The organism is Streptomyces sp. NBC_01294 (assembly GCF_035917235.1).
Classification (GTDB): domain Bacteria; phylum Actinomycetota; class Actinomycetes; order Streptomycetales; family Streptomycetaceae; genus Streptomyces; species Streptomyces caledonius.
Window position 1 is genome coordinate 7,069,064 of record NZ_CP108423.1, and the last position, 25,651, is coordinate 7,094,714.

23 protein-coding genes are annotated in these 25,651 nt (G+C 73.9%); 8 read left to right on the top strand and 15 right to left on the bottom strand.

What is annotated here, in order from left to right:
- Nucleotides 1-254: 254 nt before the first annotated feature.
- Nucleotides 255-1,070, bottom strand: a complete 816-nt coding sequence (locus tag OG534_RS31995) for an MMPL family transporter (RefSeq protein WP_326592678.1) — start codon at nt 1,068-1,070, stop codon at nt 255-257.
- A gap of 259 nt (nt 1,071-1,329) precedes the next feature.
- Here OG534_RS31995 and recQ point away from each other — a divergent pair, with 259 nt between their 5' ends.
- The 3 genes from recQ to OG534_RS32010 all read left to right on the top strand — a co-directional run bounded on the left by recQ (nt 1,330) and on the right by OG534_RS32010 (nt 4,627).
- Nucleotides 1,330-3,378 (top strand): DNA helicase RecQ, encoded by a 2,049-nt coding sequence (gene recQ, locus OG534_RS32000; protein ID WP_326592680.1) that lies wholly within the window; start codon nt 1,330-1,332, stop codon nt 3,376-3,378.
- A 99-nt stretch (nt 3,379-3,477) separates the two neighbouring features.
- On the top strand, nt 3,478-4,071 hold the full coding sequence (locus tag OG534_RS32005; protein ID WP_326592682.1) for an NAD(P)H-dependent oxidoreductase: 594 nt from the start codon (nt 3,478-3,480) through the stop codon (nt 4,069-4,071).
- Between the two features lie 136 nt (nt 4,072-4,207).
- Nucleotides 4,208-4,627 (top strand): hypothetical protein, encoded by a 420-nt coding sequence (locus OG534_RS32010; RefSeq protein WP_326592683.1) that lies wholly within the window; start codon nt 4,208-4,210, stop codon nt 4,625-4,627.
- Nucleotides 4,628-4,696: 69 nt separating this feature from the next.
- Here OG534_RS32010 and katG read toward each other — a convergent pair whose 3' ends face one another.
- The 6 genes from katG to OG534_RS32040 form a co-directional block, all read right to left on the bottom strand.
- The gene (katG, locus tag OG534_RS32015; protein WP_326592685.1) at nt 4,697-6,886 is read right to left on the bottom strand and encodes a catalase/peroxidase HPI; all 2,190 of its coding nucleotides are present in this window, start codon (nt 6,884-6,886) and stop codon (nt 4,697-4,699) included.
- A gap of 302 nt (nt 6,887-7,188) precedes the next feature.
- The gene (locus OG534_RS32020) at nt 7,189-7,764 is read right to left on the bottom strand and encodes a hypothetical protein (protein ID WP_326592686.1); all 576 of its coding nucleotides are present in this window, start codon (nt 7,762-7,764) and stop codon (nt 7,189-7,191) included.
- A gap of 36 nt (nt 7,765-7,800) precedes the next feature.
- Nucleotides 7,801-9,363, bottom strand: coding sequence for a mucoidy inhibitor MuiA family protein (locus OG534_RS32025; RefSeq protein WP_326592687.1), 1,563 nt, complete (start codon nt 9,361-9,363; stop codon nt 7,801-7,803).
- A gap of 8 nt (nt 9,364-9,371) precedes the next feature.
- Entirely contained in the window at nt 9,372-11,501 is a 2,130-nt protein-coding gene (locus OG534_RS32030; RefSeq protein WP_326592688.1) for a DUF4139 domain-containing protein, read from the bottom strand.
- A 217-nt stretch (nt 11,502-11,718) separates the two neighbouring features.
- Nucleotides 11,719-11,985 carry a DUF4235 domain-containing protein gene (locus tag OG534_RS32035; RefSeq protein WP_326592690.1) on the bottom strand — a complete coding sequence of 89 codons (267 nt, stop codon included), beginning with the start codon at nt 11,983-11,985 and terminating at the stop codon, nt 11,719-11,721.
- Nucleotides 11,982-12,116, bottom strand: coding sequence for a hypothetical protein (locus OG534_RS32040; protein ID WP_326592692.1), 135 nt, complete (start codon nt 12,114-12,116; stop codon nt 11,982-11,984). Before OG534_RS32040 ends, OG534_RS32035 begins: the two co-directional genes overlap by 4 nt.
- Before the next feature lie 225 nt (nt 12,117-12,341).
- On the opposite strand from OG534_RS32040, the gene OG534_RS32045 reads away from it, so the two are divergent.
- Complete coding sequence (locus tag OG534_RS32045) at nt 12,342-12,710, top strand: hypothetical protein (protein WP_326592693.1); 369 nt, start codon at nt 12,342-12,344, stop codon at nt 12,708-12,710.
- Nucleotides 12,711-12,718: 8 nt separating this feature from the next.
- Here OG534_RS32045 and OG534_RS32050 read toward each other — a convergent pair whose 3' ends face one another.
- On the bottom strand, nt 12,719-12,955 hold the full coding sequence (locus OG534_RS32050; protein WP_326592695.1) for a hypothetical protein: 237 nt from the start codon (nt 12,953-12,955) through the stop codon (nt 12,719-12,721).
- Between the two features lie 127 nt (nt 12,956-13,082).
- Entirely contained in the window at nt 13,083-14,621 is a 1,539-nt protein-coding gene (locus OG534_RS32055; protein WP_326592696.1) for a DUF6056 family protein, read from the bottom strand.
- 278 nt (nt 14,622-14,899) lie between these two features.
- Here OG534_RS32055 and OG534_RS32060 point away from each other — a divergent pair, with 278 nt between their 5' ends.
- Nucleotides 14,900-16,375 carry a hypothetical protein gene (locus OG534_RS32060; RefSeq protein WP_326592697.1) on the top strand — a complete coding sequence of 492 codons (1,476 nt, stop codon included), beginning with the start codon at nt 14,900-14,902 and terminating at the stop codon, nt 16,373-16,375.
- 76 nt (nt 16,376-16,451) lie between these two features.
- Here OG534_RS32060 and OG534_RS32065 read toward each other — a convergent pair whose 3' ends face one another.
- The 6 genes from OG534_RS32065 to OG534_RS32090 all read right to left on the bottom strand — a co-directional run bounded on the left by OG534_RS32065 (nt 16,452) and on the right by OG534_RS32090 (nt 21,370).
- Nucleotides 16,452-16,940 carry a hypothetical protein gene (locus OG534_RS32065; protein ID WP_326592698.1) on the bottom strand — a complete coding sequence of 163 codons (489 nt, stop codon included), beginning with the start codon at nt 16,938-16,940 and terminating at the stop codon, nt 16,452-16,454.
- A gap of 89 nt (nt 16,941-17,029) precedes the next feature.
- Nucleotides 17,030-19,159: a PIG-L family deacetylase gene (locus tag OG534_RS32070; protein ID WP_326592699.1), complete on the bottom strand. Its 2,130-nt coding sequence runs from the start codon at nt 19,157-19,159 to the stop codon at nt 17,030-17,032.
- A 540-nt stretch (nt 19,160-19,699) separates the two neighbouring features.
- Nucleotides 19,700-19,936 carry a DUF6213 family protein gene (locus tag OG534_RS32075; protein WP_442807175.1) on the bottom strand — a complete coding sequence of 79 codons (237 nt, stop codon included), beginning with the start codon at nt 19,934-19,936 and terminating at the stop codon, nt 19,700-19,702.
- 175 nt (nt 19,937-20,111) lie between these two features.
- Nucleotides 20,112-20,387, bottom strand: a complete 276-nt coding sequence (locus OG534_RS32080) for an isoamylase early set domain-containing protein (protein ID WP_326592701.1) — start codon at nt 20,385-20,387, stop codon at nt 20,112-20,114.
- Nucleotides 20,388-20,529: 142 nt separating this feature from the next.
- A complete protein-coding gene (locus OG534_RS32085) occupies nt 20,530-20,991 on the bottom strand; it encodes an STAS domain-containing protein (RefSeq protein WP_326592702.1) in 462 nt (153 codons plus the stop codon).
- A gap of 13 nt (nt 20,992-21,004) precedes the next feature.
- Nucleotides 21,005-21,370, bottom strand: coding sequence for a helix-turn-helix transcriptional regulator (locus OG534_RS32090; RefSeq protein ID WP_326592703.1), 366 nt, complete (start codon nt 21,368-21,370; stop codon nt 21,005-21,007).
- Nucleotides 21,371-21,539: 169 nt separating this feature from the next.
- Here OG534_RS32090 and OG534_RS32095 point away from each other — a divergent pair, with 169 nt between their 5' ends.
- From OG534_RS32095 to OG534_RS32105, 3 genes are all read left to right on the top strand, one after another.
- Nucleotides 21,540-22,121: a DUF2231 domain-containing protein gene (locus OG534_RS32095; protein WP_326592704.1), complete on the top strand. Its 582-nt coding sequence runs from the start codon at nt 21,540-21,542 to the stop codon at nt 22,119-22,121.
- Nucleotides 22,122-22,254: 133 nt separating this feature from the next.
- Nucleotides 22,255-24,219 (top strand): tetratricopeptide repeat protein, encoded by a 1,965-nt coding sequence (locus OG534_RS32100; protein WP_326592705.1) that lies wholly within the window; start codon nt 22,255-22,257, stop codon nt 24,217-24,219.
- A gap of 104 nt (nt 24,220-24,323) precedes the next feature.
- On the top strand, nt 24,324-25,541 hold the full coding sequence (locus OG534_RS32105) for a glycosyltransferase (protein WP_326592706.1): 1,218 nt from the start codon (nt 24,324-24,326) through the stop codon (nt 25,539-25,541).
- Nucleotides 25,542-25,651 lie beyond the last annotated feature (110 nt).

Below are 25,651 nucleotides of genomic sequence, written 5' to 3' on the forward strand. Positions count from 1 at the left end.
ACCGTCCGTCCGCCACACCATCGCGCGGCGCCGCCCGCCGAGCACGGGCGGGTGCAGGCCCAGGATCGCGATCCGGCGCGGAGCGGCCCCGAAGACGCTGCTCCGGCCGGCCTTGACCGCGGCTTCCTTCAGCGCCCAGGCGCCCGCCAGGGCCGGTGGAGGTCGGCGCGCCGGGCACGACGAGGGCGGCTCCGCCCCATCGGTGGACCGGGCCCGGCGCGAGGATACGGAAGACGGTGTCCATGGCGGCGGGCTCAGGCGGCGCGTGCCAGGTCCGGGTGCCGCAGCTGCTGTTCCAGCGCGGTCACGGCCCGGCGGATCTGGTCGGGCGTGTGGCTGCAGGTGATGAAGAAGCGCAGCCGGGCCAGTTCCTCGGGTACGGCCGGGTAGAGGCCCAGAGCGCTCAGGACCAGCATCGTCCCGGCGACGGCCGGCACCCCGATCAGCAGGGGCAGGGAAGCGGCCACGACACTGCCGAACACGAAGACGAGCAGGATCAGGGTGCCCGGCAGGACGACGGACTCGGCCCGCATCAGATCGGACTCCGAGATGTCCTGGAGCTCGGCGTCGACGAGCGCCCTCCCCCCGACGTGCACCGTCAGGGCCGAGGTGTCGGAACCGGTCGAGGCGGTCAGCTCCCGGCCGAGCCGTTTGACCCGGGCCCCGAGCTGTTCGCCCTCGCCGTCCACGTGCGCGACGAGCATGGCTGCGTGACCGTCCCGGCTGGGCAGCTCCGCCGCACCGCCGGTCCAGTGCGAGGTCACGGAGCTGACCTGCGGCTGCGCGGCGAGGCGTCCGGTCAGGGCCTCGCCCGCGCTCCGGGCCGCCGGGTCGTCGACGGACCCGCTGCGGGCCTGCGCGACGATGACCAGGTCGGGGGACGCGCCCGGGCCCCCGGCCGCGATGACGGCGGCGCGGCTGGACTCCGATCGCGGATCGTCGTACCCCTCCGATTTGAGCCGGCCGGTCGCCTCCGCGCCGAACACGACGGACAGCACGAGGAACGCGAGGGCGCCGAGGAGGACGAGGCGGGGGCGGCGGGTCACGAAGACCCCTGTACGACGGGACACGGGTGCCTCCGATCCTGAAGGCGTCGGGGCCCTGCTCTTGCGCAGGACGGTCGGCTTCCACCGTGCCGGGAGGAGGGCGGAGGCCGTAGCCCCGGTTGTTCGTCACTTGACAGGGCCGACGCGGCAGGACCCGGACCCGGACCGGGACCGGATCCGGAGCGGAGGCGGATCCGGAAGCCGGTGCAGGGGCGCTGTGGAGTTGTCCACAGGTTCGGGTGGACGGAGCCGGGGTGTCGGCGGGTGCCGTTACGCTTCGTGAATGGCCCTTTCGGACGCGTCCCCCGAGATCTCGGATGCCGTGCAGATGCTGCACCGCGTCTTCGGATACAGCTCTTTCCGCGGCGAGCAGCAGGAGATCATCGAGCAGGTCGTCGACGGCGGTGACGCGCTCGTGCTCATGCCGACCGGCGGCGGCAAGTCGCTCTGCTACCAGATCCCGGCGCTCGTCAGAGACGGCACGGGTGTCGTGATCTCGCCGCTCATCGCGCTGATGCAGGACCAGGTGAACGCGCTCACCGCACTCGGGGTGCGGGCCGGATTCCTCAACTCGACCCAGGACCCGTACGAGCGGCAGGCCGTCGAGCAGGCCTTCCTCGCCGACGAGCTGGACCTCCTCTACCTGGCCCCCGAGCGGCTGCGCACCGAGAGCACCCAGCGGCTGCTCGACCGGGGCAAGGTGTCCCTCTTCGCGATCGACGAGGCGCACTGCGTCGCCCAGTGGGGTCACGACTTCCGGCCCGACTATCTGGCGCTGTCCATGCTGCACGAGCGCTGGCCGAAGGTGCCGCGGATCGCGCTGACCGCGACCGCCACCGAGGCCACCCACGCCGAGATCGTGGCGCGGCTCGGTCTGGAGGACGCGCGGCACTTCGTCGCCAGCTTCGACCGGCCGAACATCCAGTACCGCATCGTCGAGAAGAACAACCCGACCAAGCAGCTGCTGGAACTGATCCGCACCGAGCACGACGGGGACGCCGGAGTCGTCTACTGCCTCTCGCGCGCCTCGGTGGAGAAGACCGCGGCCTTCCTGGTGGGGCACGGCATCGACGCCGTGGCGTACCACGCCGGCATGGACTCCCGCGCGCGTGCGGCGAACCAGGCGCGCTTCCTGCGGGAGGACGGCGTCGTGGTGGTGGCCACGATCGCCTTCGGCATGGGCATCGACAAGCCGGACGTGCGCTTCGTGGCCCACCTCGACCTGCCGAAGTCGGTCGAGGGCTACTACCAGGAGACCGGCCGCGCCGGGCGCGACGGCGAGCCGGCCACGGCGTGGCTGGCGTACGGCCTGCAGGACGTGGTCCAGCAGCGCAAGCTCATCGACGGCTCCGAGGGCGACGAGGCGCACCGCCGCTCGCTCGGCATGCACCTGGACGCCATGCTCGCGCTGTGCGAGACGGTCGACTGCCGCCGCTGGCGTCTGCTGGAGTACTTCGGGCAGTCGGGCGGGCCCTGCGGCAACTGCGACACGTGTCTGACGCCGGCCGAGTCCTGGGACGGGACGGTCGCGGCGCAGAAACTGCTGTCCACGGTGTGGAGGCTGGCGAAGGAAAGGCGCCAGAAGTTCGGCGCCGGCCAGATCATCGACATCCTGCAGGGCAAGAAGACGGCCAAGGTCATCCAGTTCGACCACGACGGGCTCTCGGTCTTCGGCATCGGGGCGGATCTGAGCACCGCTGAGTGGCGCGGTGTCGTGCGCCAGCTGCTGGCGCAGCGACTGCTGGCGGTGGAGGGCGACTACGGGACGCTCGTGCTGACCGAGGACAGCGGCGAGGTGCTGGGAGGGCGCCGCAGCGTCTCCATGCGCAAGGAGAAGGCGGCCGCCGCGCCCCGCAAGGAGTCCGGGGCACGTTCCGGGAAGGGCGCCCGCGTCCCGGTCGACCTGCCGGCCGGGGCCGAACCGGTCTTCCTGGCCCTCCGTGCCTGGCGGGCCGCGACGGCGCGCGAGCAGGGGGTACCGGCGTACGTCGTCTTCCACGACGCGACGCTGCGGGAGATCGCGACACGACTCCCCGCCACGGTGGAGGAGTTGGCCACGGTCGGCGGAGTCGGCGAGGCCAAGCTCACCAAGTACGGGCAGGGCGTCCTCGACACCCTGGCGGAGTGCGACGGCACCGAACCTCCCACCACCGCCGCCGAGTCGACCGCCCCCGAGTCCACCGCACCCGCACCCGCACCCGCACCCGCGGCCCAGCCGGGCCCGCCCGCCCCGGCCCTCGCGGCGCCCGTGCCGGCGGCCCGGCCTGCGCCGGCGTACGACGAAGAGCCGCCCTTCGACCTGGACGAACCGCCGTGGGACGAGTGGGAGTAGCGGCCCCCGCGCCGGACGTCCGTCGGCGCCTTTCCGCCGCGCCTGCGTAGGGTTGGCGCCGCTGGAACATCACTTCGAACTCACGGGCTGGGACGAACCATGCGCATAGGGGTGTATCTCGCACACCCGAGGTCGGGGAGCTTCAACCACGCCGTGTTCGACGCGGTCGTGGAGGAGCTGCGCGGACGAGGGTGCGACGTGGTCGCGCACGATCTGTACGCGGAAGGATTCGCGCCGCTGCTGTCCGCGGTGGAGACGGAGACGGTCCGGTCGGCGTCACGGGCCCCCGACGCACAGGTGGCGCTCCACCGGACCGAGGTGGCGACCCTCGATGCCATGGTGTTCGTCCACCCGAACTGGTGGGGCATGCCGCCCGCCGTCCTCGCGGGCTGGGTGCAGCGCGTCCTCGCGCCGGGCGTCGCCTACAAACTGGGCACCGCGGACGGCGAGCCTGCGGGGCTCCTGAAGGCCGGCCGGGCCCTCGTCCTGAACACCTCCGACACTCCCGCGGACCGCGAGGAGAGCGAGTTCGGCGACCCGCTGCAGAGGATCTGGTCGGCCTGCGTCCTGCCGTACGTGGGCGTGACCGACGTACGCCGCGTCGTCTTCCGCACGGTCACCGACTCGACCGACGCAGAACGCGCGGCCTGGCTCGCCGACGCCCGCCGCGAGGCCACGGCACTCCTGTCCTGAGCCACCGACGCCGGCCGGGGACGTGCCACGGGCCCCACCGTGGCGCTCAACCCGGCCGGGGCATCCATGCGTCACAGATACGTCACAGGCCGTCACAGGGCCCACGCGGCATCACGAAGGCGGGGAGCATGGCGCGATGCGCACACACCACGCCATCGCTCTCCTTGCCGCTGCCGGACTGCTCGCCCTCACCGGGTGCGGCCCGGTGACCAGCGCACCCGAGCCCGACGACAAGCCCGTCACTCCGGCGTCCGCGGCGCCGTCCGCCCCCGCCGCGGCTCCGAGGACGACCCCGCCCCCGGCCGCAGCCACCTCGGCAGCGGCCACCGTGGCGGTCCCCGACTTCGTCGGCCAAGTGCTCCAGACCGCCCAAGACGGCGCCCAGGCACAGGGCTTCTACCTGCTCACCTCGCACGACTCCCTCGGCAAGAACCGAAACCAGGTCCTGGACCGCAACTGGAAGGTCTGTACCCAGACGCCGGCCGCCGGAACGAAGGCCGCCACGGACACCAAGCTCGACTTCGGCACGGTGAAGATCGAGGAATCCTGCCCGTGACCGTCGAGAGCCCCTCGCGCACCTGGTGACGGCCCGGCCGGCCTGGGGTGGCCGACCGGGGCAGGGGGATCAGGCGAGGTCGAACCTGTCGAGGGTCATCACCTTGTCCCACGCCGCCACGAAGTCCCGCACGAACGTCTCGCCCGCGTCCTTGGACCCGTAGACCTCCGAGACGGCCCGGAGCTGGGAGTGCGAGCCGAAGACGAGGTCGACGGCGGTGGCCGTCCACTTGACCTGACCCGTGGAGGGGTCCCGGCCCTCGAAGACGTTCTCGTCCGACGTCGACGCCTTCCACTGCGTCCCCATGTCGAGCAGGTTGACGAAGAAGTCGTTGGTCAGTGCCTCCGGCCGCTCGGTGAACACGCCGTGCGGGGACCGCTTGAAGCCGGTGTTCAGGGCCCGCATGCCGCCGATCAGCACCGTCATCTCGGGTGCGGTCAGCGTCAGCAGGTTGGCACGGTCCAGCAGGAGGGTCTCCGGCGACAACTTCTCGCCCGCCTGCAGGTAGTTGCGGAACCCGTCCGCCCTGGGTTCGAGTACGGCGAACGACTCGACGTCGGTCTGCTCCTGCGAGGCGTCCGTGCGCCCCGGCGCGAACGGCACCGTGATGTCGTGCCCGGCGTTCTTCGCGGCCTGTTCCACGGCCGCGCACCCGCCCAGCACGATCAGGTCGGCGAGCGACACCTTCTTCCCGCCGGCCTGCGAGGAGTTGAAGTCCTGCTGGATCCCCTCAAGGGTCCGCAGGGCCTCGGTCACCTCGGGCAGGGCATTGACCTCCCAGTCCTTCTGCGGCGCCAGCCGAATGCGCGCCCCGTTGGCCCCGCCCCGCATGTCGGTGCCCCGGAAGCTCGCCGCCGCCGCCCAGGCGGTGGTGACCAGGGAGGAGACGGACAGGCCCGAGGCCAGGATCCTGCGCTTGAGGTCGGCGATCTCCGCGTCCCCGACCAGTTCGTGATCGACCGCGGGGACGGGGTCCTGCCACAGCTGCGGCTCGGGGATCCACGGGCCGAGGTAACGCGAGAGGGGTCCCATGTCGCGGTGCAGCAGCTTGTACCAGGCCTTGGCGAACGCATCCGCGAGCTTGTCCGGGTTCTCGTGGAAGCTCTTCGAGATCGGCCCGTAGACCGGATCCAGCTTCAGCGAGAGGTCCGTCGTCAGCATGATGGGGGCGTGCCGCTTCGACGGGTCGTGGGCATCGGGCACCGTGCCCTGGGCCGACGGATCCTTGGGGGTCCACTGCTGCGCACCGGCCGGGCTCCTCGTCAGCTCCCAGTCGTAGCGGTACAGGTTGTCCAGGAAGCCGCTGTCCCACTTCGTCGGCTCGGAGGTCCAGGCTCCCTCCAGCCCACTGGTGATCGCGTTGATGCCGGTGCCGCTGCCGTGCGAGTTCCGCCAGCCGAGACCCTGCTGCTCGATCGGGCCGGCCTCGGGCTCCGGACCGACGTACTCGGGATCGACCGCGCCGTGGCACTTCCCGAACGTGTGGCCGCCGACGATGAGCGCGACCGTCTCCTCGTCATTCATCGCCATGCGCGCGAACGTCTCGCGAATGTCGCGGGCGGCGGCGATCGGGTCCGGGTTGCCGTTGGGCCCTTCCGGATTGACGTAGATCAGTCCCATCTGCACGGCGCCGAAAGGACCGGTGAGTTCTCTGTCGCCGCTGTAGCGCGCATCTCCGAGCCAGGTGTCCTCTGGCCCCCAGAAGATTTCCTCGGGTTCCCAGATGTCATCTCTGCCGAAGCCGAATCCGAACGTCTTGAACCCCATTGATTCCATGGCGCAGTTGCCGGCGAATACCAGGAGGTCGGCCCATGAGATCTTCCGGCCGTACTTCTGCTTGACCGGCCACAGCAAACGGCGCGCCTTGTCGAGGCTCGCATTGTCCGGCCAGCTGTTGAGGGGGGCGAAGCGCTGGGCGCCGGCGCCGCCACCGCCCCGGCCGTCGGCGATGCGGTACGTTCCCGCGGCGTGCCAGCTCATCCGGATGAAGAGCGGCCCGTAGTGGCCGTAGTCGGCGGGCCACCAGTCCTGCGACGCCGTCATCACCTCGAAGACGTCCCGCTTCAGCGCGTCGACGTCCAGGGCCGCGAATTCCTCCGCGTAGTCGAAGTCCGCGCCCATCGGATTGGACTGGGGCGAGTGCTGGTGGAGAACCTGGAGGTCCAGCTGATCCGGCCACCAGTCCCGGTTCGTCCTGGGGCGGGTCGGCGCGGGGGCCGGGGAGGGGATTGCTGGGTTCTCGCTTTCGCTGCCGGACACGTCCGTCCTTCTTTCTGTCTCGGTGTGACCCATCCTCACGAACAATGCCGATCATCGAGCTCGTATCGGCGTCCGTATGGTCGCGCACCGCAGACCGCACTGCGACGAGAACACGCAGGGCGCCGCCGCATAACCGGCAGTCGAAGTCCGGAGACATTTCCGTCCGGCCCGATCACGGCGAATTCACCGGCCTCTGCGACGTGCGAAAAAGAGGCGGCATCGGTGACATCTTCCGATGATCGTGATAACCCGGTACCGCGGTACCGCGACACGGTCTCGGCCTCGAACCCTCGGTCAGCCCCCTACTGGACCGGACCAGCCAGCGTTTCGATGGGCAGAGGCGGCCACTTCGGCTCCTTCCGCGTAAGGCTCGCGAGCTCTTCCGGTGGTTCGGCACCGTCCCGAACCGCCGTGACGTAGTCCTTGGCCTCCCGCAGGCTCAGCCGCGGGGCCTCCCGGCGCAGGTGGCTCATCGCGGCCACGGCGCCGGCGGAGCGGACGAGCGCGCGAACGGCGCGGGCCAGGGGATCAGGCGGCCTGATGCCCTTGGTCTGCAGGAGGTACTGCTCCTCCCAGCCCTCGTCCTCCGACCAGACGGCGTGTACGCAGTGGATGCTCCCGTCGTGCCGGTCCACCAGGAAGTGGCCGCCGACGAAGCTGCCGCGCACCTCACGCGCGCGGGCCTGCTCCGCCGAGCGCCAGAAGACGAGCCAGCCGACCGTGCGTTCCTGCACGTGGTAGATGTCCGGGGTGGGGGCAGGCCCCCACCAGGGCCACGTCGGCAGCTCTCTGGCCAGGAAGGCCTCGATGAGCTCGACGGCGCGTTCCCTGGAGATCACGATCTCGTCGTTCACCACGGTCAACCGGTCTTGCGGCATGCGGGCGCCGTCCCCACCGAGATCTCCCACGCCGTCTCAGAGCCCGGCGACCTTGGCGCTCGCCGACAGCTCGTAGACCAGGGTGACCGTGCGCCGGCCGCCGGGCGGGAGGGCGATGTCCCAGCGGACGATGCCTTCGGGGTCGACCCCCTCGGGCGCCGGGGAGGAGGCGTCCTTCCGGAGCCGTACGTCCACCGCCGAGACCTCGGAGACCGGGATCCGCTCCCGGAGGGCGACCATCCGGTCGCCGTGCTCCCCGGGGGCGGAGAACCGGGACAGGTGCAGCCGGACCGTGCGGGTGACCACGGTCCGCTGCATGATCCCGGCGGAATCGCGGGACTCCTCGGTCTCCCGGACCACCGCGTGGTCGTCGCAGCTGCCGAAGGCGAGTTCGACGGGGGCGCCCGGGGCGGTGAAGTCCAGCGTGCCGCGGCCGCTGAACCCGCTGCCCCGGACCAGGTCCACCGGCCCGGCGAGCAGCGCGTGGCCGGACCGGTTGTCGCACCGCACCACCTGGGTGACCACGGGAGACACCTCGGGCGAGCAGGCGTACTCGCTGCTCGCGGCCGTGGTGAAGACGGAGATCGGCACGCGGTGGGCGCGGCCGTCCCCGGGCACGGAGACCGGCGCGGGGGAGCTCAGGACGCGGGCCTCGCCGCCGTCGTCCACCCCCGGCAGACCGAGCACCGGGGCCGGGCCGAGCGCCCCGATCTCCTCCTCGCGCAGCTCGACGTCGACGGTGCGGCGCTCCGCCGCGGTGCGGTCCCCCAGCGTCAGCCGGTCCTCGCCGAGCCGTGGCGGATCGGTGGCCAGCGCCGAGCGGGCGGTGGACAAGGTCAGCCGTACGTCCGACCAGTCCTCGCCGGTGCGCTGCCAGACCATCGCCTCGGTCTCCAGCGTCAGGGCGTCCCCGTCGAGCACGGCCCGGTAGGCGGGCCGCCACAGCGCGCACGCGGTGAGGTGGCTCAGGCGCAGCTCGGCCGGCCCGGCGGCCGCGGCCTCCACCGTCAGCTCGATGTGGCCGACCAGCTCGGCGGGTTCCTCCTCGGAGAGGTGCACGGCCTGCTGGACTTCCCGGAGTTCGGCGGCGAGGGCGGCCAGGCGGGCGTCCACGGTGCGCAGTTGCTCGCCGTGCGCGTCGCGTTCGCCGTCCACCCGGTCCAGTTCGCTGGCCCAGCGGGTCCGTTCGGTCTCCCCGGAGCCGGCGCCCTCGCCGATCTCCCGCAGCAGATCGGCGGCGAGGCGGCCGAGCAGACCGAGGCGGGCCTGCACCCGGTCGCGCTGCCGCCCCAGGGCCAGCCGCTCCTCTTCGAGGGCGTGTACGCGGTGGCGCAGCGCGGAGTCCTCGTCGGGGGACGGCAGCGGCCCGCGCGGCGTCCAGCTGCGGACGATCCGCACGTCGAGCACGGTCGCGGGGAACGCGGCGGTCAGCTCGGCATGGAGGGTCCGGTCGACGGCCAGCGCGCTGACCGGCCCGAGACGCAGCCGCTGGACCCCCGCCTCCAGGTCGAGCACGACGGCGCGCTCGACGTGGGCGCGGTCCTCGAGGCAGGTGACGGCGGTGACGGGAAGGGCGATCGGCTTCGGGGCCGTGGACATGGGGTGCGTCAGCTCCTGCGGTTGCCGCCGACCAGGGCCTTGCCGGTCGGGATGCGGATCTCGTAGCCGCCTTCGAGGGCGGCGGTGGCGCCTGCGGGCAGGTCGAGCCGCCAGACGCGGGTGCCCGGGGCGAGGTGCTCGGGTCCGGTGCCTTCCTCGGGCGCCGTCCAGTCGGCCCGTTCCTCGATGCGGACGTCCGGTTCGGAGGAGACCGGCACCCGCTCGCGGACCTCGACGGTGACGGGCCGCGCGAGCCGGTTCGCCAGCTCCACGTGGACGCGGTGGTCGAGCACGGTGATGTTGTTGCGCAGGCCCGACGTCGACTCGCGCAGGTTCGTGCGCCGGGTGACCCGGATGCCCTCGGCCGGCCCGAGCCCCACCCGGCGGACCCCGCCGGGAGCGAGCGTGGGCAGTGCGGCGGTCAGCAGGAAGCCGTCGTCGACGACGACCTCCACCGGGCCGGCCAGCAGGGCCTGGTCGGTGGCGTTGGAGAGCACCAGTGTCGCGTACACGGTCTGCTCCGCGGACGGCACGCAGAGGTACTCGGTGCGCAGGCCGACCGGGATCTCGGCGACGGTGACGGTGTGCCAGGTGCCGTCCGAGGGCACGTCGGCGCGGGCGGCGGCATCGAAGCGGTGGTCGAAGGAACCCGCCGAGTCGCGCGGCCGCACGGCCTGTCCGGGCAGCGGCAGCGAGGCCACCGCCTCGGCGCGGCGGCGGTACTCGGCCGCCACCGGGTCGGAAGCGGAGCCGGGGAACAGCCGGCCCCTGCGGGCGGCCTGCTCGTCGGGGCCGCACAGGACGAGCGCGGCGTAGTCGAGCTCGGCACCGCTCGGCCGCGGCGGACCGGTCACCGGTGCTGGAGGGGGCGGCGGCGCGGCCCGGCCGGGAGCCGCAGGCGCCATGGGGGCGGGGGCCCCGGCGAAGGAGCCGCCGCCGCTCCGCCGCCTGGCAGCCGGTGCCGCGGCGGCCGGTGCAGCGGGAGCCTGCGGCGCGAAGGCCGGCATCGCGCCGCCGTACGGGTCGGGGGAGAAGCCGTCGACGCCGCCGGGCATCGGGAACGCCGTCGGCGGACCGCCGTAGCCCTGCTGCGGGGGCGGCGGGGGCGGCGGGGGAGGGGGCAGTGGCGGAACGGGACCGGAGGCGGGGCCGCCCGCGGCAGCCGGCGGAGCGGATCCGGTCCCGACGGCGGCAGGCGCGGCGGTCGCGGCAGGACGGGGGCCGGCCGCCTGGTACCCGGCGAACAGGTCGGCGAGCCCCGCCGGAGGCTCGCGCCAGCCGGACGGCGCGGGGGCGGGCTGACGGCGTCCGATGCGGATCGAGCGGAGCTTCGGCAGGTCGGTGCGGCGCCGCAGATCGGCGGTGGCCAGGGCGATGCGCACACCGGTCCAGTCCTCGCCGGTCCGCTGCGCGACCGAGGCGCGCAGCACCAGACGGCCGCTGCCGTCGCCCTGACGGTGAGTGAGCCGGTACGTCGGCACCCAGACGGCGCCCGGCACCCCGTACTCCAGCTCCAGTTCCACCTCGGTGTCACCGGCGCCGTCGAGGGTCAGGACCGCGCAGACCGTGGTCTCCACGTGCGCTGACGGTGCGTCGGTGGAGGCGCGGGCGAGCCGGTCGGCGGCGACGGCGAGCTCGTGCCCGACGTCGCGCAGCGCCTCCTCCAGCTCGACGAGGCGGGTGTGCAGTCTCTTCAGCCGCTCGTCGACGAAGTCGGCGAGCTCCAGCCACGCGTCGACCGGGGTGCGGCGGTGCGGGTCCTCGGGGTTGCGTTCGGGCGGGACCGGGTGGAGCGCCCTGACCTCCTCGATCCGGCTCAGCTGCCGGTCCCGGCGGCCCTGCGCCGCCGCGTACGCGTCGCTCAGCCGCTCGACCTCGCGCCGCAACGCGTCGGGCGTGCCCGTGCCGAGCGGCTCGGCCTCGACCTCCACCCGGGCCTCGGTGACGCGCACGCCGGCGGCGCCCAGCACACGGGCCCGCAGCGAGCCGGGATCCAGCGAGCGGGGCAGCCCCGCCACCCGCACCCGGCCGTCAGGGGGCACGATGCCGCGCGCCAGGCGGCGGCAGAGCGCGCCCTGCGCGTACACCACGACCGAATCGAGGGTCGCCCCCCACCTCTGTGCCGTCTCCGTCGTCATGTGACCCCGCCCCCTGCCGCGTTCATGCTGAGCGAAGCCTACGCCCGCGCGATCCGGCGGATCGCGCGGATGCGCCTGATGCGCGTCGGAGATGCTGCCGACGCGCCACCCTCGTTCACCGGCCAGGTGCGGCCGAGGGGGGCCGGCGCCCTCGTGCTTCCCCGGGGACGGCGGGCGGGGCGGGCCGGCCCGGACAAGCGGGGGCGGGCTACGGGGGTCAGCCCGGCCAGGTGCCCGTCACGCGCCTGGCGGCGACGGCGCCCGACCGGTCGACCGCGGCCTTGACCACGGCGAAGATCGCGCCCTGCAGGGCGGCAGCGATCAGGACCTCCCGCCAGGACCGGTCCTCGTCCGTGGCGCTGGGAGCGTCGCCCTCGCCTTCGATCATCTTCCAGGCCTGCTTGAACGCGGCCCCCGCGATCATGCCGCTGACGGCGCCGAGGGCCAGCCCGACCGGCCTGTACGCGACCTTGGCCCCGTTCACCGCTGCCCCCCGCTGCGACGCACCGGTACGAACATGATCACGGCGGCGCCGGCCACCAACAGGGGGGTGCGCTTCGCGCGCGCCGCGGCGTGGGCGGCCCCGGCCAGGACCGGGGTGGGAGTCTTCTCCACGGCTTGCTCCTTCACCGCCGCGCGGGCCGGCCGTCCGGTACCCCGCTCTCACCGCGCGACTACCCGGGAAGGCGAGGACCATCCGTCGGGTTGGTGATCCACACCCGCACCAGGAAAATGATGGCGCCGGCGAGGGAGAACACGAAGCCGGCCGCGCGCCGGATCCCACACCCCCGTACCCCCACACCCCCACACCCCGCATCCCCACGTCTCACGGAGAAGTACATGTCGGCGAACCAGATGCCGCAGCCCGTCCGAGGGCTGCCCGTCGGCTGGGCCATCATGCTCGCGTTCGATTTTCTGGCCACCCTGCTGGCGGCCCTCGCGCTGTGCACCGTCGGCCTCCTGCTGCCCGGGATCACGGAGGACTATGGTCCGGACACCGAGCCCACATCGCCCACGGCCCTGGCCTTCTTCATCGCCGCCCTCGTGCTGCTCTCGTCCCTGGCCGTGACGGCGCGTGCGGTCTCACGGGCCGGAACCGAGAGCGCCCGCGCCCTCGCGCTGTGGCTCTCGGCAGCCCGCCTCGGACTGCTGGTGCTCTCGGCGGCGGTCTTCATCGCGTACGGCATCGTCGCGATCGAGCTCGCCTAGTCCGCCCGTCAGTGCGTCCCCCAGTGGAACCTCCCGCCGCCGACCCACCGGACCTCGCCCGGGTCGTCCAGGTCGTGGATCGTGATGCCTTCGGACGCGGCGGTCAGGATCACGTCCGTCATGGACGTGGCGGTGCTGACCATCTCGCCGTCGATCTCCACGATGCGGAACGGCGGGTCACCGGGCTGTACGCCGAGTACGGTGACCCGCGCCGCGGACATGTAGGGAATCGAGCCTTCGGTCATGCGGAGATCGCCTCCACGTACGTCGCCGTGCCGCGCGGCCGGGGTGTTGGGCGGCGCATTCAGACAGGATGGCCCAGCCGCGCCGATTGCGCGCGCGGAGGGCGCGGGCGCAGGTCCGGCGGCCCTCTCAAGGACGGTGGATCCGGTCGACGCCGTACCACTGCGACACGCAGGCGGCGACCCAGTCCCGCTCGTAGTCCCGCGTGAAGAAGGGCTCGGCGAGAGCGCCGATGTGCAGGGGCCGGTAGCCCACGTCCGTGGCGCCCCGCGCCGCCTCGGTCCGTATGCGGGCGTTCTGGGAGTCCCAGGCCACGGAACGGGCGACCGTGGAGGTCGTGAGCCGCTGGACGTTCGGGACGAGCACGGCCACCGAGGCCAGCGCCAGGCAGCCCGCCGCCACGGTTCCGGTCACCATCAGCGCGTCGGCGGTGCGGCGGGCCGAGAGCCACCGGCCGCCCCACGTGCCCAGCAGTGCGCCGTAGCCGCAGAGCGCCAGCTCCATCGGTACGAGGAAGCTCGTCCACGTACGGGCGTACGTCCACCCGGTCGGGCCGTAGCCGCTGCGCAGGCCCACCACCACCGCGAACGACCCCAGCACCACCACGGGCACCGGGAGCAGCAGCAGGGCGGTCAGCACGCTGCGCGGAACGGTCCGCCGCGGCTCCCGCTTCCCGGGCGCGTGCCCGCGGAGCCCGCAGGCCAGGCCCAGGAGGACGCCGGCGGCGGCGGCCCCGAGGTACGCCCACTGGCCGGTGACGGAGTCCCACATGCGGAGCCAGTCCTCCCAGGTGACCCGGAGTTCGTCCGCGGAGAGCAGGGACTCCTTCTCCGGCTGCTGGGCCCGGCGCCACCGGGCGCCCGGGGAGGTGTAGAGCACCGCCAGACCGCACACGAGCCCGGAGCACCAGAGCACGCACCAGGTGAACGGACGCCAGTTCCGGGCCAGGCGCAGGCGGGGCACGGAGAGCAGCCCGACCCCGGCGGCGAGCAGCCCGCTGACGAGCGCGAACGGCTCGCTCAGGGTGCCGAGCGCGAAGGCGATGAGGAACGCCGATGCGAAGCCGGCCACGCGTTCGGCGGTACGGGGCCGGCGCACGGTCCGGACGGCCAGCAGGAGGGCCCACAGGCCGATCACGCTCGGAAGGGTGTGGGAGATCGTGGCGGGTGCCCACAGCAGCGCCTGATAGCTGCGGGTGCCCGCGAAGTAGAGCAGTGCCTGCACGACCAGGGCGCAGGCGAGCAGCACCAGCACCCTTGGTCTGCCGCCGAGGAACCGGACGAAGTCGCGCCCCAGCAGGACCAGCCCGGCGGTGAAGGAGACGGCGATGACCGTCGGCAGGACCTTCGTCCCGGCCAGTCCGTCGCCGTAGACGACCCCGCTCAGGAAGGCGTTGGCGATCCTGCCGTTCTGGGTCGTGTAGAAGTCGGACGTGATGCCGAGGATCCCCAGGTCACGGGCCTTCCACGCGGCGCACCAGTCGTCGGACGTGGGCCGCACGTACAGCCCGAGGAAGCATCCGACGGCGATCAGCGCTCCGGCCGCCGCGACGAGCGTCGCCCCGACCACCGGGATCAGCCAGCGCAGGAGGGGGCGGCGGCCGGTCTCCCGGTCCACCGCGGAGGAAGGGGTCAGGACGCCCTCGCCCTCGATCGCAGCAGTGCTCATTCACCAGCCCTTCGCAGCGGGGCCCGGCCTGAGGGGCGGCCGGTGCGCCCGCCGCCTGCGCGGACCGCACGGCCCGCGAACACCCATGATGGGCACGGTTCGCCGCCACCGGCATCCCGGGTTGCGCCAGGCCGGGTACGGATGCCGGTACGGAACCGCCGGCTCCTCGGGCCCCTCGCTCACCCGGGCGGCGGGCGTGCCGTGGCAGCCTCCGCACGGCTCTCCCAGGATGGGGAGTCCAGGTCCGCGCCTCCGCAGGCCCTGCGGAGGGAGTGGCGATGCCCCGTACCCTGCTCGGCCGTTGGGCGGTCGTCACGGCGGTCCTGGCGGTCGTCGCCGTTCCCCTGTGCACCGCGGGCCAGCAGGCCGGGCGGCACACCGGCGCGGTGCGGCCGGTGCCCGTGCGGCCCGCGGGCCAGCAGAGCCGTGGTGAGGCCGCGCGCCACTACGCGCCCCAGTCGATGGTCGCCGCCCCCACCGTCGGTGTCCTGTCCAACACGACCGCCGCCGAAGGGGTTCCGTCGTCCGTGGCCAAGGGCGCCCGGTACGTCGAGGGGAGCAACGTCCTGCGGCTGGCGACCGGCCGGTGGATGTACCTGCCCGCCGCCGGGACCGCGGCGGCCGTGGTCGCCCCCGACCATCCGCCGGCGCGGAGGCAGATCGCGCAGAGCCGCGCCTGGCTGGCCTCCGGACGCATCCCCGGCAGGTCGCCGGCCCAGCGCGCGGCGGCCGAGCGGGCCCTGCTGGCCATGCGGGCCCTGCTGCGGCCCAACGGCGCCATGGCGGCGGGGTGGAGCACCGGCTGGAAGTACTCCTGGCCGCGCGACTCCAGCTTCGCCTCCGCCGCGTTCGCGCACACCGGCCATGACGCCGAGGCCTACCGGATCCTGCGCTACAGCGCCGCGACCCAGCGCAAGGACGGCACCTGGGAGGCGCGGACGGAGCTCGACGGATCCAGCCCGCCCGACGGCAGGCGCTGGCAGCTCGACGCCAACGGCTGGGTCCCCTGGGCCACCTGGCAGTGGTACCAGGCGGCCCCCGCGTCCACCCGCCGGGCCCGGCTGGTCCCCCTCTACCCGATGATCCGCAAGGCGGCCGACCACGCGGCCCGCACCCTGCGGGCAGACGGGCTGCCCCCGGCCTCCCCCGACTACTGGGAGCTGATGACGTCCACCTCGAACATCGGTACGGCCGCGCCGCTGCTCGCCGGACTCAACGCCTCCGCGGACCTTGCCCGGGAGACGAACCGGCCGCACGACGCGGCGCGCTGGGCGCGGGCCGCGCGGCGGCTCTCCGCCGGGATCTCCGCGCGGTTCGATCCCCTGGGCTACCAGCGCACCGTCGACGGGCGGCACGGGCGCGACAGCGCGGTGGCCTTCATGGCGCCCCCCTTCAACGCGGCCCCCGCCGGCCTGCCCGAGGCACTGGACTCCACCTACCGGGCGCTGCTCCTGCCCAACGGGGGGCTGACCCCCGGGAACGACTCCGCGGCGCCCTGGGGCGCGACCGCGTGGACGCCCAGTACGACGTTCTTCGCGCTCGCCTGGGCCGCCACGGGGCAGCAGGCCAAGGCCGGCAAGGTCATGGACTGGGTCCTCGCCAAGCGGAACTCGCTCGGCGAGCTGCCGGAGAAGGTGGACAAGGCCGGCCGGCCCTCCTCGGTCGCTCCCCTCGCGTGGACGGGCTCGATCGCCGTCCTGTCCCTCGTGGCACTCGACGGCACGGAGCTCCCCACCCCGCCCCTGATGCCGTGAGGGTCCGTTCCGTGGGCCCGGGCAGGTCCGAAGGTCCGCAGATCTGAACGTCCCCAGATCTCCAGGTCTCCAGGTCTCAGACCGCCCGCGTCCCGTCACCCGGCGGGGGAGCGGTGCGGACCCGCTCCAGCGCGGTGAGGAGGTGCCGGTAGGCGAGCCGTTCGGCCGCGACCGCCCGCGCGAGCGGCGGGTGGTGCGGATCACGGAGCGACCGGGCCCGGGCCGAGGCGGCGAGGCGGAGCTCCCTTGCGCGGTGCACCCCGGTCCTGGCCCGGACGTACGCGTCGTCCAGCAGCCGGTGGTCGAGGACCTCGGCGAAGGCCCGCGCCGCGAGGGCGTCGAGCCGGTCGAGGTGGCCGGCGCAGTGCTCGGGAGCCGCCCCGGCACAGCCTTCTTCGAGGGTCCGGGACAGCGATCCCAGGGTCGCTCCGAGCTCCGGGTACCCCCAGGCCGGTGCGGTGTCGTTCCTGCACCCGGTGGCGACGGTCATCAGCACGGCCACGCAGGCCGCGGCGCGGACCGTTCCCCGTCCCGCGCCCCCGCGCCGGGTGGTGCAAGCGGTCATGGGAGCCCCGATCGCCGGCGGTCAGGTGGTCGGGAGCCGGCCTCGGCCGGGCACCGACGCGGTCCGGCCGCCATCGTCACCCGCACAGGTCAGCGCTGCCACCCGGAGCCGGCGCGGCCGGCCTGTGCGGTCGTCGAGGGCGGGATCGCCAGGTGCCACGGGGAGGAGGGCGGGCGGCTGCCGAGCGGCTCGGATCCGGCCGGGGGAGCCGTCGTGACGTGCAGACCGGCGTCCAGGCCGAGGGCCGCGGCGACGGCCGTGCCGTCGGGCTCGGCCACGGCGGCCGGCGCGCCCGTGAAGAGCATCTGGGACTCGTACCAGGACGGCCCGCTGTCCGGGCCCGACACACCGATCGTGCCCGCGCCCGCGCGACCCGCGAGCAGCCGGCCCGCGACGCCGACGGCGCCGTAACCGCCGTCGCCACCCGCCTCCGTGACCGGGGAGAACACCGGCGAGGCCCCGCCCGCGGTGGCCAGGCTCGTACGGACGGTGCCCGTGCCGGGGCGGCGGAAGTACAGGCGGACGCCGTCGTCCTGCGGGCTCGCGGAGAGCGGGCCGGTGGTGGCCGGCAGCCCGGTCGGGAAGGGGCCGCCGAGCGGGGCGCCCGGTGCCGGCTGGACCCACGCCAGCACGGTCCGGGCCGTGGCCGCGTACACGTGGCGCCGCCCGGCACCGTCGGTCGCGGTGACCGGCTCGCCCAGCAGACCGGCGCCGCCCAGGGACTGCCACGCGCCGAAGGCGCCGTCCGGAGCCGCCTGTGCGCGGGCGCGCAGGGTGCGCGCGGAATCGCGTACGTACACGGTCATCCGGCCCGTGCCGTCCACGGCGACGGACGGTGCACTGATCGCCGAGGTGCCGGATACGTCGTCCGTGTCCGGGGTGCCCAGCGACTGCCACGGGCCGAAGGCGCCGTCGGGTGCGGCCTGGACGGCGTACGCGAGGTCGCGTCCGTACTCCTGGGGCGCGGAGCCCAGGGTGGTGCGGGTGCCGAAGACCGCGATCCTGCCGTCGGGGAGCCGGACCGCCGTCGCACCCGTGTCGAACCCGGCGCCGGGGAGGAGCCGGGGTCCCTGCCACGGGGCCTTGGGGCCGCTGCGCGACCAGTACGCCATCCGGCCGTCCAGGACGGCGAAGGCCGACAGCCGGCCGGAGGCGCCCTCGGCCAGCCACGAGGTGCCGTCGCCCCGGCTGTAGCGGATGGTCTGGCTCCATCCGGCGCCCGCGGGCCGGGTCGCGGTCTTGCGGTCGCCGCAGCCGGCGGGGCTGCCGCACCAGTCCTGGTGGTCGAGCCAGGCGTAGGTCTTGAGGTACCCGAGCTTCTCCTCGGCCGCCTGCGGGTCGAGCGTCGGGGGCAGGGAGCTGTTGGGGTAGCTCACGTAGTTCTGGATCGAGAAGTGCGGCCGGTCCGCGGACTTCGCGTAGCGTTCGGCCGCCGCCTGCACGAAGCGGGCGCCGTACATGTGGTCCTGGTGGTCGAGGAAGCCACCGCCGCCGTGCGACCGGCCGGGCGTCGGGTCCTGCGTCCGGATCGTGGTCGGCCGGTACATCGCGAAGACCTCCGCGATGGCGTCCACGGCCTGTTCCTTGGTGTACGAGAACCAGGGCTTGACCGGAGTCCCGGAGGCCAGCTGGGCACCCAGGGAGGACACCCTGCCGTCCCACAGGCCGCGGAGGCTGTCCGGATTGTCGCCGGAGATGCTGCGGGCCTCGCGCAGCTGCATCCACACCAGGTTGACCTCGGGCCTGGCGACGAGGACGTCCACCTCGGCGCTCCCCCCGCCGACGGTGGGTATGGACTTGCGCTGCCAGGCGCTGGTGCGGTCGCCGGTGGCCATCTGCGCGTAGGCGGCCCGTATGCCGTTCTGCCGGGCCTCCGCGTAGGCGGCGTGGTCGGCGGGCTGCTCGGGGTCCGTCAGGTGCGGGCTGTGGGCCTCGTTCCTGCCGTCGGACTCACCGGCGGTCAGGTAGACGGTGGCGACCCTGACGCCCTTGGATATGGAGCGGCTCACGTCGGGGTTCATGAAGAAGAGGTCGTCGTCGGGATGCGCGACGACCTGGAGGACGGTGCCCTCGGTCACACTCGGGCGGAGAACCGCCCCGGGGGCCGCCGGCTCCTGCGCGCTTCCGTACCCGTAGGCCCAGGTCGTCACTCCGGCGGCGCCGACGGTGAGCGCGGCGAGCAGGGCCGCGAGGCGGGTGCGGCGGCTGGCCAGGGACATCTGCAACGCCTTGAGGGTCGGTCCGGTGCGGAATTCCGCCGAGGGGAGTCGGTGCCCCGATGGCTCCACCACTCCCGGAGACGACCGGGCCCGATTATGCCTCGCACGTTTGTGCCTGACACACCATCAAGTGGTATATAAAGGCAAACCAGTTGAATGCGACATATGAGCGACTTGTACCGATTTGTTCGCCTTGGCCGGCAGGCACGAAAACTCGGAGACGGTGCGGTCGGCCGAGGTCAGTCGAGGTCGGCTGAGGTCGGCCCACGACGCCGGCCCAACGGCCGGTACCGGCAGATGTGACAGACGTCTCCAGTGGAGTCGCGGCCCCTCGCGGAGACATGGGGGCGGGAACGCGGAACGGCCCGCCGGCAGAGAACCGGCGGGCCGTTCCGACGCCTTCGACCAGAAGGGTGCCGACACCTGTGAGACGTACGACACCTACAAGCCCTGGCGAGACCTACGAGACCTACGAGACCTGCGAGGGCGCGACCTTCACCACCTCCACGGCCTCAAGCGGTGTTACGGGTGTCACCTCGGTCACTCGGGCCTGCCTGCGCCGGGTTCGCTCGCGCAGGCGATGCACTCGGCGTCGATCTGATCGGCGAGCTGGTTCATCGCGCCCGCCGCCTCGTCGACTGCCGCAGGGATGTCCGGCTCCTCCCCGGAGGGTGGTGACCCCAGCCAGTCGGCCGCCAGGCAGCGCAGCAGGGAGGTGACCTCTGTGGCGGGTATGAGCAATTGCCCGTCCGCTGTCGGGATGAGGGAAATGGACACCGAGATCATGGAAGCCTCCCTGTCTGCGGGGGCGGAGGCGCCGTCACGGCCGGGTGTCCGCCGCGGTCGACGGAGCCTCCGTCTCACCCACCGGCTACCCGGGCTCGGCCATGGCAACCGCCTCGCCGGCGGGGGAGCGGCCCACGGGACGGGCTCTCGGCGGTGTCGGGAGGGGTCAGGTGTGGAGCCGGCTGTTGGGGCCGTCCTGGTCGCCTGCCGTGTCGTCGTTGAACCAGTAGTCCCCGGCGGCCAGGTAGCGGAAGGAGTAGGTGCGCTCGCCGGCCAGCTCGACGGTGACGGAGCGCTCGCCGCCCTTGCGCGGCTTCAGGGGGTGGGCGCCGGGCTGCCAGTCGTTGAAGTCGCCCACCACGCTGACCGGACCGGGCGGGATGTCGGCGGGGAGGACGAAGGTGACCTCGGTGCGGTCCTTGCGCAGCGTGCGCTTCAGCATGGGCGTGCTCCTGGTGGCAGCGGGTCGGATGGGTACGTCGTCCATGGTTGGCGGACGGCGGCCGCTCCGCACCCCGGGGCCCGGACGCACCGGGAACCTGCCCCCGCCTCCGGCCCCCGGTGCGCAGGGGTGCGGCCGACGGTCATCGAGGGTCCGCACTGCTCCGTTCGGGGGACGGGGGTGGCGTCGCGCCGTGCGCTGCGGGGTCCGGGCCGGCTCGCCGCGGGGGCGGCTCGCGGAAGGTGAGCAGCCGCTCGGCTTCGGTGATCTCCAGAACGCGGGCGACGCGGCGGCTGACGGCGGTCACCACGAGGGTCTTGCCGGCATCGGCGGCCAGGGTGTTCAGGGCCAGGAGGAGGTGCACGCCCGAGCTGTCGCAGAAGGTGACGGCGGACAGGTCGAGGTCGAGCCCCGTCCCGGCGGCGTCCAGTGCCGCGACGAGGTCCCGACGCAGGGCGCCCACGTGGTCCAGGTCGATCTCGCCGCGTACCCGGGCCGGCGTCCGGTGTGTTCCGGACGCGACCTCCACGGCGACGGTGGAGCGGTGCACGGTGGCGCCGTCGGCACCCGCGGCGGCGGGTGTGCGGTCGAAGGGGGCGATCATGGCCTCTCTCCCTTCAGGGCCGTGTCTGATCCTGGTCGTGCTCCCGCCCCTCCGGCCGGGGCGGGCGGCCGTCTCCGTCGTCCGGGCCGAGGTCGACCAGCAGCCTCAGGAGGTCGGCGATCTCGTGCCGTCCCTCGGCGGGGTGGCGGAAGAGGGTGCCGGGTGTGACCCGGTAGTGGTTGCGGCGGCCGTGGCGGGTCCGGGTCAGGTACCCGGCGCTCTCCAGGTCGGCCACGATGGCCTGGGCCGCGCGCTCGGTCAGCCCGCACGCCGTGGCCATGTCCCGCAGCCGCATCTCCGGGTCGCGCACGATCATGGCGAGGATCCGGGCGTGGTGGGTGACGAACGTCCAGCTGGTACGGGACTCGGCCGGTTCCATGTCTCACATCATACGATTTGCGATTCCGGTTTCGCCAGAGCGGAATGCGGATTCCTCCACCCCGCCGGGCGCGGTCGGCGCAGCGCGGCCGGGCGGCTGCGCGGGCGCGGCCGCCCATTCGGCCGACACCAGCGTGGGACGGAGGCCCGAAGCCGGGTAGGCGCCCTGCATGAACGCACTCTCTCTCGACGCCGACGCACCCCCGCAGGGCACCTCCGCGCTGGAGGCCGCATCGGCGCGGTGGCTGACGGCCCTGGACCGGATCGAACGGACCACGCTGGCCGACCCGGCGATCCGGGTCCTCCAGCGGGGCATCCGGTCGCTCCCGCTGGGCGACGTACGCGATCTGCTCCGGGGCAGGCCGCTGGGCCATCCCCTCCACCCCGTGCTGGTGCAGGTACCGATCGGATGCTGGCTCTCGGCCGCGGTCCTGGACGTCGTCCCGGGGGCGCAGCACGCGGCCACGACCCTGACGGCCGTCGGCCTGGTGGGTGTGGCTCCGGCCGCGATCGCGGGCTGGGCCGACTGGGCCGACCTGCCACCCGAGCAGGCCCGCGTCGGCCTGGCGCACGCCGTCTCGAACGGGGTCGCGGTCGGCTGCTACGCGCTCTCCCTCACGGCGCGCCTGCGCGGACGCCCGCTGAAAGGCCGGCTGTGGTCGTGGGGAGGGCTGACGGCGGTCGCCCTGACCGGGGCCCTCGGCGGCCACGTGGCGTACCGGCAGGCCGTCGGAGCACACCCGGCGACCTAGGAAGTGTCGTCGAAGCAGCCGCCGGCCAGACGGACTTTGACGGCACAACCCAGGGCCCAGGGGGGTGGGAGCGGGGACACGTCGGGGCACGGGCTATTTTCGTAGCCACGACCGGCGTGGGGGAGAGGGACCTGTGGACGAGCGGCTCGAAGCCGAAGGCGAAGTGGCGGTGGCCCGCCTCGCCATCGACAGTGGCGACCTGTCGCACGCTGCGGTGCACCTGGGCGACGCGCTCACCGCGGACCCCCGGCACCCCGACGCCTACGAGGCGCTCGCCGAACTCGTCGCGGCCGCCGGCGGGCACACCGCCGCGCTGGCGCTGTTCGCCGACGACGAGCGCTCCATCGGTGCGGTCGCCTGCGTCGCCCAACTCCACGCCGCCGCAGGCGAGTGGGACCCCGCCGTCGGCTTCCTCGCCTCGGTGATCGGGGCCGACCCCGCCCGCCCCTGGGCCGAGGTCGCCTGGCTGGCCGACCCCGCCCTGCCCGGCCGGCTCTCACCGTCCGCCGTGGCCCAGGCCATCGCCCGGATCTCCCGCAGCCTGCCCGAACCCCTGCCGGCCCCGCTGCGCGACGGCGTCCAGCCCTTCTACGCACTGGTCAGAGCCTGCGTCGCCGCCCGTCCGGAGCACGTACTGCTGAACACCATGGCCTCCACGCTGGCCCGCCGCTTCGGCGACGTCGCCGAAGCCGTCGCGTGGGCCGAGCGGGCCCAGCGCGCCGAAGCGGGCCACTGGCAGGCCGTCGTGCTGGGCGCTGCACTGCGCGCCGCCGGGCGGACCGACGAGGCCCTCGCCGTGTGGGAGGCGGAGATCGCCCGCGACCCCTCCGACCGGGAGCTGTACGTCGACGTCGCCGAGCTGTACCGGCAGACCGGCCGGCCCGCCGCCGGCCTCGCCTGGCTCGAACGCGTCCTCGCCGCCGAACCGGACCACCCCAAGGCCGGCCCGGCCGCGTTCGCCCTGCGCCACGCCGTCGACGGCGGCACGGCGCACCTGCTGGCGCTCGGCGACCACCTGCGCACCCACCCCGACCACGGCTACGCGGCCCAACTCCTGGACGAGTTCTGCCAGGACGAGCCGTGGCTCGGCCACGTGCACCCCGCCTCCGAGGCGAGCGTCAACGTGCTGCACCAGATGCTCGCCAACCCCACCGCCGCCCGCGACCACGAGATCGAGCTGCTCTCCTCGAACCTGGAAGCCCCCAGCACACGGCTCGCCGTACGCATGGGCTTCCCGCGTTCGCGGATCGGCTACCAGTCCGTGGCCGCCCCCGACCCCCGGGAGCCGCAGTACCAGGTCGACGTCCTGCTGTGGGAGTTCGGTGGCGCGGAGGGGCTCGACGCCCGCCCCGCCGTCGCGCCGCCGTCGCCCGAGGCCGCCGAACGCGTACGCCAGGTCGCCGCGTTGAGCTGGGCCGCGCCGGGGGCCGCGTACGACCACGCCGTGCGCCTGGCCGATCTGAGCGCCGAGGACCTGCTGGCCGTCTGCGTGCATCCGCCGCTGCCGCGCGAGGGCGACCAGGGCGCGTACCTCCTGGGCAGGCAGCCCGAGATGTGGGTCCGGGCGGTACAGACCTTCGCCTGCCTCGGACTGGCCCACCACCGTACGGACGAACCCTGGGAAGGCTCCCGGCGCAGGGCCCTGCTGCTCGACCTGCTCTTCGGCCCCGAGGACTGGACCAACGAGGCCGCGGGCTTCGCGCTCCTCGCCACCGCCTGGGTGGACCCCGCCGTCCGCGAGGACGTCGGGCTCCGCCTCGCCGACCGCATGATCGCGGTGAGCAAGGCCTGGCAGCAGCGCGACGCGACGATCCTCGCCTCGCTGTGCCGCCTCGTACTGGCCTGCCCCTGGCTGGAGCCCACCTTCCTGGCCGTGGCAGCGAAGCTGCTGACGGCGGTGGTCGAGTTCGACGCGCGGACCCCGGACGACGACGAACTGCGCCGCTCGGAGATGACCGCCGCGATGGACGCGCGCCAGGCCGGCTCCCCGGCGGCGGCGCCCGCATCGCAGGGCGACGGGGGGAGCGGCCGCAAGCCCCGGTCGCTCCTCGCCCGTCTCCGCGGCCGCAGGAACCGAGCCGAGAGCCCGGAGTCCTGAGCCCCGAGAGGGCGTGGCGCGCGCAGGGGGCTTGTGGCAAGACCCGGGGCATGCCGCAGAATCACCGACCTGAGCCGTGATCAGCGGAAGTGGGGGCGTACGGAATGCGTGTGCTGTTGTCGACGTACGGGTCGCGCGGGAGCGTCGAACCGATGGCCGGACTCGCGGTGCGGCTGCAGGAGTTGGGTGCGCAGGTGCGGGTGTGCGCGCCGCCGGACGAGGAGTTCGCGAAGAGGCTGGCCGAGGTCGGCGTGGAGACGGTGGGGATGGGCCGGCCGGTGCGCGCGCTGGTGAGCTCGGTGACGCCGGGGTCGGCGGTTGGCCTGGCGCAGCGGGCGGCCGAGTTGATGACCGAGCAGTTCGAAACGGTCGCCGCGGCGGCCGCGGGATGTGACGCGCTGGTGGTGACCGGCCCGCTGCCGGTCGCCGCCGGCGCGCGGTCGGTCGCCGAGAAGCTGGGCATCCGCTCCGTGCACGCGAGCCACCAGCCGGTCAGCCTGCCGTCGCCGTACCGCCGGCCGCCGGTGCGCCGAGGCCAACCGGTGCCGCCGGAGACGGTCGACAACCGGACGCTGTGGGACGAGGACGCCCGGATCGCGCACACGATGTTCGGCGAGGCGCTCAACACCCACCGGGCGTCGGCCGGCCTGCCGCCGGTGGACAACATCCGCGACTACGCGTTCTCCGACCGGCCGTGGCTGGCCACCGACCCGGTCCTGTCCCCGTGGCAGCCGACGGACCTCGGCGTCGTGCAGACCGGCGCGTGGGCCGTGGCCGACGAACGTCCGCTCCCCGACGCGTTGGCGGCGTTCCTGGACGCCGGCACCGCACCGGTGTACGTGGGCTTCGGCAGCACGCCCATGGGCGCCCCGCAGGAGATCGCCCGCGTGACCATCGAGGCGATCCGCGCGCAGGGCCGCCGCGCGGTCGTCTTCCGCGGCTGGGCCGACCTGGACCTGATCGACGACCACGACGACTGCTTCGTCGTCGGCGAGGTCAACCACCAGGCACTGTTCCGCCGGGTGGCCGCGGTCGTGCACCACGGCAGCGCGGGTACGACGACGACCGCCGCCGGGGCCGGCGCGCCTCAGGTGGTGGTGCCCCAGGGCGCGGCGGACCAGCCGTACTGGGCGGGCCGGGTGGCCGGCCTGGGCATCGGCGCGGCACACGACGGTCCGGCCCCGACCGTCGACTCTCTGTCGGCCGCGCTCGACGTGGCCCTGGACCCCGGGACCCGGGCACGCGCCACCGACGTGGCCGGCACGATCCGCACCGACGGGGCGACGGTGGCCGCGAAACTCCTGCTCGACGCCGTCGGCTGAGAAGGGCTGCCGGACGATCCCGTGAGCACCGCGCGGGGTCGTCCCGGCCGGGCCGCCGACCCCCGTGTCCCCGGGGCCGGCCTCCTGTCCCCGGAGGCCGCCCCTCTCCC